Origin of the sequence: Ligilactobacillus araffinosus DSM 20653, assembly GCF_001435375.1 — a bacterium.
Lineage (GTDB): Bacteria > Bacillota > Bacilli > Lactobacillales > Lactobacillaceae > Ligilactobacillus > Ligilactobacillus araffinosus.
The window spans coordinates 31,344-44,049 of sequence record NZ_AYYZ01000029.1 but is presented as its reverse complement, the minus strand read 5'-3'; the positions used below and the strand labels follow the sequence as shown (position 1 = coordinate 44,049).

The following is a 12,706-nucleotide window of genomic DNA, read 5'->3' as shown; positions in this document are numbered from 1 at the left end:
CATTGTACTATAACTCAGAATTGCGACAAGGGATTTTTAAATCAAATGAACTCCTTTATCCGCGTAAATTACGTCACCCACAACGCCAGTTGCCAAATCACTCATCAAAAAAGTACATACGCCGCCGATTTCTTCTAAGGTCACGGAGTGTTGATCAACCGTCCGCCGTTCAGATTCAGCCAACAAAGCGGAATGATCTGCAACGCCGGTAACTGCTAACGTCTTCATTGCACCGGCCGAAATAGCATTTACCCGAATGTTATTCTTTCCCATGTCGCGGGCTAAATACCGCACTGCCGATTCAAGCGCCGCCTTCGCAATTCCCATCGCATTATAATTAGGGATTGCCCGTACTGAACCCATATAAGTCAACGTCACAATGCTGCCCGGACGGTTCAGAATTTTTTGGCCATACCGCGCAACCGCGATCAATGAATATGCTGAAATATCCTGTGCTAAATTGTAACCTTCACGGGTCGTCTTCATCACATCGCCTTGAAGTTCGTTCCGATCAGCATATGCGATTGCATGCACGATACCGTCGATTTTGCCGAACCGGCTTTGAACTTCAGTAAATGCCTTTTCGATGTTTTCATCAGCCGCCACATTGCATTCAATTAACCGTTCATCATCGTTGACCAGCTTTGATAAACTTCTCTTCATCCGTTCATTTTGGTATGTAAAAATAAGCGTTGCTCCCTGTTGCGCCATTACCTGAGCACATCCCCAGGCAATTGAACGCTTGTTTGCAACGCCCATTACTAAAATTTTTTTGCCTTCAAGCAAGCCGTTCATTCGTTAATCATCCCCTATTAAAATTTTCTGAAGCGCGCGTGCCGCTGTGCAAGCAATTCTTCAAGCGAAAGCTTTTGCAACCGCTGAATTTCAGTTTGAAGCACATCGGCAATTGCCGTGCACGTTTCAATATGATCGTCACTTTCCGGAATAATTCCTTCAATTATCTGCCGTTTTAATAATTCTGCCGGTGAAATCTTCAATGTTTCAGCAGCTTCATCGGCCCGGGAACTATCCTTCCACAGAATCGAAGCAAAGGCTTCTGGTGAAATGACCGAGTAAATACTCTTTTCAAGCATCCATACCGAATCACCACCGGCTAATGCCAGCGCACCGCCACTACCGCCTTCACCGGTAATAATAGTAATCAACGGTGTTTTTAGTTCACTCATCACCATTAAGTTTTGAGCAATCATATATCCTTGCCCCTGTTCTTCTGCTTCAGCCCCGGCATAAGCTCCCGCAGTGTTCACAAATGTAATCACTGGACGGTTAAACTTCGCTGCTTGCGCCATTAACCGTTGAGCTTTGCGGTAACCGGCAGGCGTTGGACAGCCAAAATGGCGATCGATTCGTTCTTGCGGAGTCGTTCCCTTATCGGTTGCAATTACCGTGACTGGTTGGCCGTTGAACGAAGCAATCCCGCCGATCATTGCCAGATCATCTTCCATTACCCGATCACCGTGCAGTTCATAAAAATCATCAAAAACATTTGTAATCAGTTCCCGCGCACTGACTTTATTTTTATCCCGAGCAGCCTTCACAATTTCAGCTGCTGTTTGTTCTTTTTTAGCCATTTGCTGCCTCCGTCCGGTTTAACCGCAATAACTTTGCAATTACCTGCTTTTGCCGATCTCGCGGAACAATGTCATCGATCAAACCGTTTTTCATTAAGGTTTCCGCTGACTGCAAGTCATCAGCAATCTTTTGATGCATTGTTTGTTCAATTACCCGCCGACCAGCAAAGCCGATTAATGCTTTTGGTTCAGCCAAAATAATATCGCTTTGGTTGGCAAAACTGGCCGTCACCCCACCGGTTGTTGGATCTGTCAAGACTGTCAGATAAAACAATCCAGCACTTGAATGTTCCATTACTGCTTGAGTAACCTTTTGCATTTGCATCAGCGAGTAGATACCTTCTTGCATCCGGGCCCCGCCAGAAAGGGCAAATAAAACAACCGGTAACCGTTTTTGTGTTGCCATTTCAAATAGTCGGGTCAGTTTTTCACCCGTAACGCTTCCTAATGAACCCATGATAAAGTCTGGATCCATGACGGCAAGCGCACACTTTTCATGCTGAATTTCAGCAATCCCTGTTAAGACTGATTCATCAATTCCGCTTTTTTCACGACATTGTTTAATCTTCTTATCAAAACCTTCAAAATCAATTGGGTTCGATTCTTCAATATCCGTCAAAATTTCTTTGAAATCATCAGCGAGCCATTCAACCCGTTGCCGGGCGCTTGTTCGAAATCCATAACCGCATTCGGGGCATGTTCGGAATTTTCCCAGCTTTTCACGCAAAAATACTTGGTGACACTTAGGACATGTGATCCACAAACCGTCCGGGACCCGGTCCATCGCTTGATGATCAGCCTTCACGTGCTGCTCACTGATTCGTGATTTATTTTCATAAAGTTTCATGATTTAAACCTTTCTTCCATTCCGGCAAAAAATGCTTTTCAAGATAATCCGTCGTTACCGTTCCCTTAGCAAATTGACCATCACGTTCAAGAAATGCCTGGTGGAATTCAATGTTCGTCTGGACCCCCTTAATAATCGCTTCATCTAAGATGCGTTGCATTTTTGCAATTGCCTCTTGCCGGGTTGGTCCCCATGATACAAATTTAGCAACCATTGAATCATAAAACGGTGAGATCGTCCATTGAGGATACAATTCCGTATCGATTCGAACACCAAGGTTTCCGGTTGGAAGGTACAGATAGTCAACCTTTCCTGATTGCGGCATAAAATCACGCGCTGGATCCTCGGCATTAATCCGACATTCAAGTGATACCCCATGCGGAGTCAGATCCGCTTGTGTAATATCAAGTTCTAACTCGGCAGCAATCCGCACCTGTTCACGCACAATATCGACCCCGGTAATCATTTCACTGATCGTATGTTCAACTTGAATCCGGGTATTCATTTCCATGAAGTAAAAATGATGATCTTGATCCATTAAGCATTCAATTGTTCCGGTATTGACATAGTTAAGCGCATCAGTTGCTTTGATTGCAATTGACTGCAACTCTTGCCGTTCTTTTTCCGTTAAGATTGGACAAGGACTTTCTTCAATCATCTTTTGTTTATTGCGTTGAACTGAGCAGTCCCGTTCTGGAAATGCCAAGGTATGACCTGCTTGATCCCGGAAAACTTGAACTTCAAGGTGTTTGACATCTTGCATTACCTTTTCTAGATACATTCGGTCGTCATTAAACGCATGCTGAGCTTCTTGTTTCGCCTGCGTAAACGCCGTCTTCATTTCTTGCCGGTCTTGAACCACCCGGATTCCTTTGCCACCGCCACCTGCAGCCGCTTTAAGCAAAACCGGATAACCAACCAGATCCGCAATTTCAAGTGCTTCAGCAGTATCTTGAATAAAACCCTTGCTTCCTGGAATTACCGGAACGTCGCTTTGCATCATCCGCATCCGCGCATTTGCCTTATTGCCCATCAGTTCAATCGTTTCCGATCGTGGGCCAATAAATTTTACGTGACATTCTTCACATAACCGCGCAAATTCACTGTTTTCTGATAAAAAGCCGAATCCGGGGTGAATTGCTTCCGCCCCAGTTCCAATTGCAGCGGCTAAGATCGATTTCATATTCAAATAAGAATCTTTAAGTTGCGGTCCACCAATGCAAACAGCTTCATCAGCAATCTGAACATGGAGACTTTCGCGGTCAGTCGTTGAATACACTGCAACCGTCTTGATTCCCATTTCTTTTAATGTTCGAATGACGCGCACCGCAATTTCACCACGATTTGCAACTAAAACTTTCTTAAACATCAGCTACTCTCCAATCATAAATGTCAGTTCAGCTGTACATGCTTTTTGATCGCCAACATACGCAATTCCTTTTCCGCTCCCAATATGTTCCCTCAATTTCGTTAATTCAACTTCCAGCCGTAACGAATCGCTTGGACGAACCATTTGATGGAACCGGGCTTTCTTGATTCCGCCAAAATATGCCGTTTTTCCTTTGAAGTCCGGCATTGACAGTAAGGCAACCGCTCCGGTTTGTGCAAGAGCTTCAACGATCAGAACGCCAGGCATTACCGGATTTCCTGGAAAATGCCCATTAAAAATTTCTTCATGCGCCGTTACGTTATGAATTGCGACTGCCTTATGCCCCGGTTCAAGGTCAGTTACCTTATCAATCAACAGCATTGGATAGCGGTGCGGAATAATCTTTTGAATTTCCGTAACATCCAATTCCATTTACTTTTCCTCGATTTCAAATAATGGTTGGTCATATTCAACCAAATCTTCATTTTCAACTAAAATATTTTTCACTTGACCAGTAACGTTACTTTTAACTTCCGTCAACATTTTCATCGCTTCGATTACACAAACAACATCACCAGCATGCACCATTTTACCCGGCTCAACGTATGGCTTTGCTCCTGGTTCCGGTTGCAAGTAAACCGTGCCGACCATTGGTGCAACAATTTGATTTGATCCTGCAGCTGAATTCTTCGAAGAATCTTCAGCCTTCACTGCGGGTTCACTTGAACGAACCGGTTGAATTGGTTGAACCGGTGTTTCCGGTGAATTTTCATTTTTACTCAAATGAAGGTGAAATTCACCATCATTAATGTCCAATTCTCTTACTGAGGATTGATTAAATTTATCAATAATTTTATTTATTTCATCAAAATTCAATCTCATTCACTCCATCTTCTGAATGCAAGAACCGCATTGTGACCGCCAAACCCTAATGAATTGCTAAGTGCATATTCTAACGTTGAATCAGGCGTTGCGGTTTTAACTACATTAATATCGCACTCTTTATCCTGTTCCGTCAAACCAACATTAGGAGGCAGAACCTGACGTCGAAGCGCATCGACCGTCAATACTGCTTCGATCGCGCCGGCTGCCCCTAGAAGGTGACCGGTCATTGACTTTAAACTGCTGACACTCACTTTACTATTTTCGCCAAATACTTTCCGAATAGCAAGTGATTCACTAACATCATTCGCATGCGTTGACGTTCCGTGAGCATTAATGTATCCAACCTGGTCAGCCGTGATTCCTGCTTCAACGATTGCTTCCTGCATTGCACGGGCAGCTGGTTGCCCGGTCGGATCAGGGGCCGTAATGTGATATGCATCGCAGTTGCTGCCGTAACCAACGATTTCGCCTAAAATTTCTGCACCGTGACTTTGAGCATGTTCAAGACTTTCAAGTACCAGCGTTCCGGCACCTTCACCTAAAACAAACCCAGAGCGCTTTTTATCAAATGGAATTGAAGCCTTGGCTGGATCTTTTTCCTTTGATAACGCATTTAATGCGGCAAATCCGGCAATCCCGATCTCATTGACCGATGCTTCGGAACCACCGCAAATCATTGCCTGGGCACGCCCTTCTTTAATTTGTCGGTAAGCTTCACCTATTGAATTCGTCCCGGTTGCACATGCAGTAACAATTGCCGTACAGATATTTTGGGCATGGAATCGAATTGCAATGTTCCCAGCTGCCATGTTCGCAATCGCCGTCGGGACAAACATTGGTGAAACGCGTTGCGGTCCCTTTTCATGCATCTTGATGATTTGTTCCTGAATAGTGGTTAAGCCGCCGATTCCGGAACCATAGATGACTCCAAGATCCTCGCTGCGAGTGTTTTCTTCCGTGATCCCTGCCTGTTCAACGGCTTCAACTGCCGAAGCAACTGCATATTGCGAAAACAGATCCATTCGCTTCGCAGCCTTCTTACCAACTTTTTCAGCCGGATCAAAATTTTTAACTTCCCCGGCAACCGCAATGCCAGTTTCCTCAGCGTCAAATTTTGTAATCGGACCAATTCCCACCTTGCCAGCATATGCGTTCGCAGTAAACGTTTGAACGTCATTTCCTAAAGGTGTAACTGCCCCCATTCCAGTAATCACAACTCTTGTCATCTTTTTCTCCCTTACATTGTCATTCCGCCGTCAACGTTAATTACTTCACCGGTCAAATAATCATTTTGAGCAAGGAAAAGTGCTGTTTGGGCAACCTCTTCTGCCGTTCCTAACCGTTTAAGCGGAATTCGTTCTTTAATTTCTTTTTGCCGTTTTTCATCAATCGCCGCGGTCATTGAACTTGCGATCATTCCCGGTGCGATCGCATTACACCGAACTCCCCGTAATGCACCTTCCTGAGCGACCGCCTTCGTAAATCCAATTACCCCGGCTTTACTTGCAGCATAGTTTGCCTGCCCGATATTTCCGTGTTCGCCGACAACACTTGCCATGTTGATGATGACTCCCGAACGCCGTTTCAGCATCCGTTTAAAAAGCGGCTGGGTTACCTGAAACGTTCCAATCAAATTCGTATTCACAACGTCGTCGAAGTCTTTTTCCCGCATGCTGATCATTAGCTTATCCCGGTTGATCCCGGCATTGTTAACTAAAACATCAACATCAATTTGACGATCATCAAGTTGGTAAATCATTTTCTCAATATCGCACGAACTTGAAATATCCGCTTGAATAAACCGCACTTGAACACCGAGATTCTTAATCTGTTGAATCAATTCTGTCGGTTCATGCCGAGCATTTAAAATTACGTTCGCCCCATGCTCAGCAAACTTAACCGCAATGGCGGCTCCAATTCCCCGCGATGAACCCGTTACTAAAACATTCTTCCCCGTTAGATCCATTCCTTTTCTCCCGCTTTCTCAATAAATCGTTGATAGTTTCGGTAATTTGTGATGCGTTCCCGTTGCAGGTGCGGATCAACTTGACGCGCAAATGACGATAAGGCTTTGCCCGCCCCAATTTCAAGGGTGGCGTTAACCTGATTTTCACTAATCATCCGCTGCAAACAGTCGCCAAAGTGCGTTGGTCGCACAACCTGATCGATTAACGTTGCCGCAATTGAATCTGACTCAAAATTCTTTCCTGTCGTATTACTTAACACACATTTTGAATTCGCAATGAAATCATTATTTTGAATCACCCGTGCCAATTCATGGTGGGTCCCAGTATATAACGGCGTGTGAAACGCGCCTTCAACTCGAAGTTCAATCACTTTGGCTGCTAACCGCTGATCCTGAATCGTTTGGGCAACTTGGCGAGTCGCCGCTGCGTTGCCGCCAATCACAATTTGATGCGGTGAGTTGTAATTTGCAATCTGGACGACTTGATCCGCTGAACATTGCCGCTGACAAAGCGTTAAAATTTGAACAACATCTTGCGGATCAACAATTGCATACATTTTTCCTTCAGCGGCTTGACTGTCCCGTTCCATGGCAAGTGCCCGGACTTTCAAAATCCGCATTCCAGCTTGAAAAGGCAGCTTTCCGCTGGCGATCAATGCTGAATATTCACCAAGTGATAAGCCAACGCTGGCGCAAATATCAAGCTGTGGCAAATCATGCTGCAACATCGCATAAAAACCAAGGCTAACCGCCACAAGTGCTGGTTGAACGTTGCGCGTACGATCAAGCTCCCCATTTCCGTTTCGCAACACCTTCAGCAAATCTATCTGCAATTCCTGACTGCTAGCATCAATTACCTGCCGAAACACATTACTTTGCTCATAGCAATCAAGGCCCATCCCCGTTTTTTGTGCACCCTGACCGCTAAATAAAATTCCCCATTGAAGTGTCATCTGAATTTCCTATTTATTATCAAGTTGTTTCTTAACGTACTTAACAACGTCATCGATCGTTACAACATCTTCATCTGATTCCAATTTAATATCAAATGCATCTTCAAGTTCATTCATGATTTCAAAGAAATCTAAACTATCTGCATCAAGATCATCCTTGATGTTTGATGTCAACTTAATATCATCTTGATCAACTTCTAATTGATCGGCTGCAATTTCACGTACTTTTTCAAAAATTTGTTCTTCTGTCATTATCCATTTCTCCCTTGTTCTTATTATAATTTTATAATTTGACTGCCAATTGTCAGGCCACCGCCGAATCCAGATAATATAATCGTCTGTCCGGCATGTAATTCTCCATTCTCTCTCATTTCCGCTAAAAGAAGCGGAACACTTGCCGCCGAGGTATTTCCATAACGTTCCATGTTATTTGGAAACTTAGTGAGCGGCTGGTTTAATTTTTTGGCAATTGATTTGATGATTCGAATATTTGCCTGGTGCAAAATAAAGTAATCAACTTCATTAAGCGAAACATGATTTTGATCACATACCCGTTCAATTGAATTTGGAACCTCCGTTGTTGCAAATTTATAAACTGCCCGGCCGTCCATCTTAAACGGATGAAAAGTTGTAAACTGTGCCGGCGGAAACTCGCCGATTGGATTGGTTTCTCCGGCAACTAACCGATCACCAAGATTGCCAAACGTTTTTAAATCAGTGCCTGTAAAGGCTTCTACATCATTATTGGCCTCAAGCAAAGCCCCGGCAGCGCCATCACCGAAAAGCACAGCGGATGTCCGGTCCGTCCAATCAACTTCCTTTGAAAGAACTTCACCGCCAATGACGATTGCATATTTAAAATCGCTCATCCGCATCATCTTTTGAGCAATTTCCATGCCGTAGATGAACCCCGAACACGCTGCTGAAATATCAAACGCTATCGCATTCGGTGCTTTGATCTGTCCCTGAACCAATGCTGCGGTTGATGGTGTACATGCGTCGGGTGACATTGTTGCAACGATGATCAATCCAATTTCATCAACTGGAATCTGCGCCTTGGCAATCAGTTGCTGGGCAACTTTTGTACATAAAACCGATGTATTTTCATTTAAACTGATTCTTCGTTCCCTGATTCCGGTCCGCGTGCTGATCCATTCATCAGACGTATCCATAATCTGACTTAAATCATCATTTGAAACCGTATATGCTGGTACATAACTAGCAATTTGATTAATTTTTACCTTTTTCACAATTCAGCCTTCCCATTAATCAGAGTGAGCCTCCAAAAATACCTCTAAATTGCGAATCGCTTTTTCAATCGTTTTAACTTCCTCCGGATCAAGATCTTTTAAGAAGCTGCGTACCATTTGACGGTGAAAGGCATCATGGGCACGGTAAACTAACCGGCCCTTGGGGGTTAATCCCAACCGAATGATTCGGCGATCGTCTTCTCCACGAATCCGCCGAACATAGCCTTTCCTTACTAACCGATCAACTGTAGTTGTTAAGGTTCCAGGGGTCAAATGTAATTTACGGGCAACTTCCGACGCTGTTTGATGATCGTACATTGTAATTGCAATAATTGCATGAATTTCCTTAATGCTTAAATCATTAAAACTGCTTTTGCGAAGTTCATTTTCTTCGATCCACACAATATCGGCATAAACTCTTTTCATCGCTTCATCGATGTATTTTTCTCGCTCATTCATTCTATTCTCACCTTATCATTTGTTATTCAAATATTTTGTCTATCAAAATAATATCAAAAAATAAGGCATTTCGCTATTTCTCCTGCTGTTCATCCTTCAAAGAAACAATAAACATCAATTCCGCTGAACAAACAACCTTTCCTTCAACCCGCGCTTTAGCATCTACAATTCCAATGTTATCACGTTGTTTCGTAATTTCGACTTCAATTTTTAACACATCTCCTGGACGAACCATTCTTTTAAATTTTGCTTTTTGAACCCCGCCAAGATATGCTGTCTTATTTCGAAATTCTGCTGACTTCAAAATCAAGATCGATGCAATTTGAGCCATTGTCTCAATAATCAAAACCCCAGGCATAACTGGATTCCCAGGAAAATGACCGCGAAAATAAGATTCATTGATCGTCACGTTTTTCGTTGCAGCGATCCGCTTCCCCGGCTCAAGTTCATCAACATAGTCAACATAACAAATCGGATACCGATTTGGAATGATTTTCATGATTTCTTGAGCATCCATGACTTTCATAAAATCACCCCTTGATTTATTTCGAATATCAAAATATTCGATGTACAAACCATACTTCATAAAAAAAAGACTGTCAAGTCAGAAATTTCATTGATTTTATAAATTATATCAATTTCTTTTAAATTTTAATCGTTAACTGGCATAATACTTTGAAGTATCAAAATATCTAATAAAAATCAATAAAGACACACTCTTTATTACATTATTGATCAAAATTAAAATTCTAAATATCTTATTTTAACAATAATTAATTTCGAATTTTTATTAATTAAACTTATTTTGATTATCAAATTACTTTTACTTTTCAAGTATAAGCCAATTATAAAAAAAGGCTTTTAAAACAATGATATTGTTTTAAAAGTCTTTTTTCCTTAGCATTAAAAACGTACATTCCAATTAAAATAATGAATCGCAATTAAAAAAATTTTTTTACTTTGGTACTCATCCTTAATTTTTATAATTAATAGCGACAAATTTCCGTTATTTAGATTATCAAAATTGACCCAAACTATTCATTTCTGTCGTCAGCAATCGTTTCAAGTAATGCTTATCGTTTATTTTTTTAACAAATATCATACAATGCAAAAATATGATGTACGACGAATGCTTTTCCTTCAAACTTTTCCTGACTAAGCAACGAAATCGTTCTAAAATAAGGTTAAAAATCGCTGATCCCACATTTGATAATAATAATCAACCATCTTTGCTGCCGGTAAAAATTCATTATCAAACGTCGTTGTTGTTCCTCGATGCATTGTTATTTCATACCCTAAATCATGCGCTACACGAATTGTTGCATCAACACAGTATTCTATTTGTGCACCGGTAATTTCCAATTCATTAATTTGTAATTGTTCTAATTTCTTTTTTAAATCTGTTTTGTAAAAGGCATCTGCATGTATTTTTTGAATTGTGATGTCTTTATCTTTAAAATAATTGATTTGTGGCACTATTTCCCAATTATATGAACCGGATTTTAAGGCCTGATCATTATGTTGAATAAAAATAACTGGTAATTTATGATTTCGAAAGTCTTTAATTCGATTATTAATATTTACAATCGTTTGATTTAACTTATAAATATCGGTTGTACATACTCCATTTTGCATATCTATGACAAGTAACGCTTTCCCCATAAAAATTTCCTTCCGATTTTAATATGGTGAAATTTTATCATCTGTGTTCTTCATCCGTCAATATTTCTTTAAATTTTAAAATAAAAAATACAGCCCCACCATCAAAGTGGAACTGTATGAAAAACATTATTTTTCGTCTTGCTTATCAGCAGACGTTTCTTCCTTTGAGGATTCAGCCGTTTTTTCTTCAGTTGTGGCTGTTTGTGTTTGAGCAGCAGGTGCACTTTGAACATTTCCAATTGCGTTCAAACTGAATGTCAAGAAAATACCATCGCAATCAAGCGTTACAGTCTTATTAGCCTTATCGATGCTGTCAATCACACCGTGCAAGCCGCCGCGCGTAACAACATGATCACCCTTCTTCAAGTTATTGATCATGTTTTGCCATTGTTGCTGTTGTTTCTTTTGTGGACGAATCATCATGAAGTACATCAATCCGAATAAGATGACGATCATGATAATTGAGTAAAGTCCTCCGCCTTTCATCTTTGTCACTCCTTAAATTATCGTTACAGGTAACACTGTATCAAAAAAATTGCTTTGTTACTAGCAAAATCGAACAAAATCCTAGAAATTCTTAGGATTTTGAACATTTAAACCGTATTGGTCAAAAAAATCTTCCCGGAATTCCAGTAAGTTATCATCCAAAATTGCTTGCCGGATTCTTTGCATCAAGTGCGTCAAGAAGTACAAGTTGTGGTAACTTGTTAAGCGAATTCCCATCGTTTCATTGACTTTTAACAAATGCCGGACATAGGCCCGCGTATAATTCCGGCATGCATAACAGTCGCACTGATCATCAATCGGACTAAAGTCATGCTCATACTGGGCATTTTTAACTACTAAACGCCCATGCGAGGTCATACATGTTCCATTCCGCGCAATCCGGGTCGGCAAAACGCAGTCAAACATATCTACCCCGCGAATAACGCCGTCAATCAACGCATCTGGTGAACCAACACCCATTAAGTACCGCGGTTTATTTTCCGGCAATAATGGTGTTGTAAAATCCAGAACATGGTTCATTTCCGCCTTTGATTCTCCAACTGACAACCCGCCAATTGAGTAACCCGGAAAGTCCATTGCGACCAAATCACGAGCACTTTGTTGCCGTAAATCTTTATGACCACCACCTTGAACAATTCCAAACAAGGCTTGTGTCTCCGGATTTTGATGCGCCTTTAATCCTCTTTCAGCCCATCGACTAGTCCGTTCAACGGATTTTTTGATGTAGTCATAACTTTCAAAAAACGGTGGACATTCATCAAAACTCATCATGATATCGGCACCCAGCGCATTTTCAATATGGATCGCCTTTTCGGGCGAAAGAAACATTTGGTGTCCATTCAGGTGGTTCTTAAAATGAACGCCTTCTTCGGTAATATTCCGTAATTCGGCCAACGAAAAGACTTGGAAACCGCCTGAATCCGTCAAAATTCCCTTGTGCCAATTCATAAATTTGTGTAAGCCGCCTGCTTCCCGGACAAGATTCTCACCAGGCCGCAACCACAAGTGATAGGTATTTGACAAAATAATATCTGCACCTAATTCATCCAGTTCTTCCGGTGACATCGCCTTAACCGTTGCTTGGGTTCCAACCGGCATAAAAATCGGGGTTGGGAAAGTTCCGTGCGGCGTAATGATTTCACCAAGCCGTGCGCCAGTATGTTTTTCTTTTTTAATTAACCGGTATTTGATTGCTGGTTCGCTCATAGATCCTCCT

General features: G+C 41.7%; 16 protein-coding genes. All 16 read right to left on the bottom strand.

What is annotated here, in order from left to right; genetic code table 11:
- Nucleotides 1-36: 36 nt before the first annotated feature.
- The 16 genes from fabI to tgt all read right to left on the bottom strand — a co-directional run bounded on the left by fabI (nucleotide 37) and on the right by tgt (nucleotide 12,696).
- The gene (fabI, locus tag FC64_RS04715; protein ID WP_057906778.1) at nucleotides 37-795 is read right to left on the bottom strand and encodes an enoyl-ACP reductase FabI; all 759 of its coding nucleotides are present in this window, start codon (nucleotides 793-795) and stop codon (nucleotides 37-39) included.
- A gap of 17 nt (nucleotides 796-812) precedes the next feature.
- The gene (accA, locus tag FC64_RS07505) at nucleotides 813-1,592 is read right to left on the bottom strand and encodes an acetyl-CoA carboxylase carboxyltransferase subunit alpha (RefSeq protein WP_057906777.1); all 780 of its coding nucleotides are present in this window, start codon (nucleotides 1,590-1,592) and stop codon (nucleotides 813-815) included.
- Nucleotides 1,585-2,439, bottom strand: a complete 855-nt coding sequence (locus FC64_RS07500; RefSeq protein WP_057906776.1) for an acetyl-CoA carboxylase carboxyltransferase subunit beta — start codon at nucleotides 2,437-2,439, stop codon at nucleotides 1,585-1,587. The genes accA and FC64_RS07500 overlap by 8 nt, the downstream gene beginning before the upstream one ends.
- Nucleotides 2,426-3,808, bottom strand: a complete 1,383-nt coding sequence (locus tag FC64_RS04700; protein ID WP_057906775.1) for an acetyl-CoA carboxylase biotin carboxylase subunit — start codon at nucleotides 3,806-3,808, stop codon at nucleotides 2,426-2,428. The genes FC64_RS07500 and FC64_RS04700 overlap by 14 nt, the downstream gene beginning before the upstream one ends.
- A gap of 3 nt (nucleotides 3,809-3,811) precedes the next feature.
- On the bottom strand, nucleotides 3,812-4,240 hold the full coding sequence (fabZ, locus tag FC64_RS04695) for a 3-hydroxyacyl-ACP dehydratase FabZ (RefSeq protein WP_057906774.1): 429 nt from the start codon (nucleotides 4,238-4,240) through the stop codon (nucleotides 3,812-3,814).
- Nucleotides 4,241-4,684: an acetyl-CoA carboxylase biotin carboxyl carrier protein gene (gene accB, locus FC64_RS04690; RefSeq protein ID WP_057907106.1), complete on the bottom strand. Its 444-nt coding sequence runs from the start codon at nucleotides 4,682-4,684 to the stop codon at nucleotides 4,241-4,243.
- Between the two features lie 2 nt (nucleotides 4,685-4,686).
- Complete coding sequence (gene fabF, locus FC64_RS04685) at nucleotides 4,687-5,919, bottom strand: beta-ketoacyl-ACP synthase II (RefSeq protein ID WP_057906773.1); 1,233 nt, start codon at nucleotides 5,917-5,919, stop codon at nucleotides 4,687-4,689.
- 11 nt (nucleotides 5,920-5,930) lie between these two features.
- A complete protein-coding gene (locus tag FC64_RS04680; protein ID WP_057906772.1) occupies nucleotides 5,931-6,659 on the bottom strand; it encodes a 3-oxoacyl-ACP reductase family protein in 729 nt (242 codons plus the stop codon).
- Entirely contained in the window at nucleotides 6,650-7,612 is a 963-nt protein-coding gene (locus FC64_RS04675; RefSeq protein ID WP_057906771.1) for an ACP S-malonyltransferase, read from the bottom strand. The genes FC64_RS04680 and FC64_RS04675 overlap by 10 nt, the downstream gene beginning before the upstream one ends.
- 9 nt (nucleotides 7,613-7,621) lie before the next feature.
- Nucleotides 7,622-7,864 carry an acyl carrier protein gene (locus FC64_RS04670; RefSeq protein ID WP_057906770.1) on the bottom strand — a complete coding sequence of 81 codons (243 nt, stop codon included), beginning with the start codon at nucleotides 7,862-7,864 and terminating at the stop codon, nucleotides 7,622-7,624.
- Nucleotides 7,865-7,887: 23 nt separating this feature from the next.
- A complete protein-coding gene (locus FC64_RS04665; RefSeq protein ID WP_057906769.1) occupies nucleotides 7,888-8,862 on the bottom strand; it encodes a beta-ketoacyl-ACP synthase III in 975 nt (324 codons plus the stop codon).
- A gap of 15 nt (nucleotides 8,863-8,877) precedes the next feature.
- Nucleotides 8,878-9,321 carry a MarR family winged helix-turn-helix transcriptional regulator gene (locus FC64_RS04660; RefSeq protein ID WP_057906768.1) on the bottom strand — a complete coding sequence of 148 codons (444 nt, stop codon included), beginning with the start codon at nucleotides 9,319-9,321 and terminating at the stop codon, nucleotides 8,878-8,880.
- A 73-nt stretch (nucleotides 9,322-9,394) separates the two neighbouring features.
- Nucleotides 9,395-9,847, bottom strand: a complete 453-nt coding sequence (gene fabZ / locus FC64_RS04655; protein WP_057906767.1) for a 3-hydroxyacyl-ACP dehydratase FabZ — start codon at nucleotides 9,845-9,847, stop codon at nucleotides 9,395-9,397.
- A 647-nt stretch (nucleotides 9,848-10,494) separates the two neighbouring features.
- Nucleotides 10,495-10,983, bottom strand: a complete 489-nt coding sequence (locus FC64_RS04650; protein WP_057906766.1) for a cysteine hydrolase family protein — start codon at nucleotides 10,981-10,983, stop codon at nucleotides 10,495-10,497.
- A 126-nt stretch (nucleotides 10,984-11,109) separates the two neighbouring features.
- Nucleotides 11,110-11,469 (bottom strand): preprotein translocase subunit YajC, encoded by a 360-nt coding sequence (yajC, locus tag FC64_RS04645; RefSeq protein WP_057906765.1) that lies wholly within the window; start codon nucleotides 11,467-11,469, stop codon nucleotides 11,110-11,112.
- 81 nt (nucleotides 11,470-11,550) lie between these two features.
- A complete protein-coding gene (gene tgt / locus FC64_RS04640; RefSeq protein ID WP_057906764.1) occupies nucleotides 11,551-12,696 on the bottom strand; it encodes a tRNA guanosine(34) transglycosylase Tgt in 1,146 nt (381 codons plus the stop codon).
- Nucleotides 12,697-12,706 lie beyond the last annotated feature (10 nt).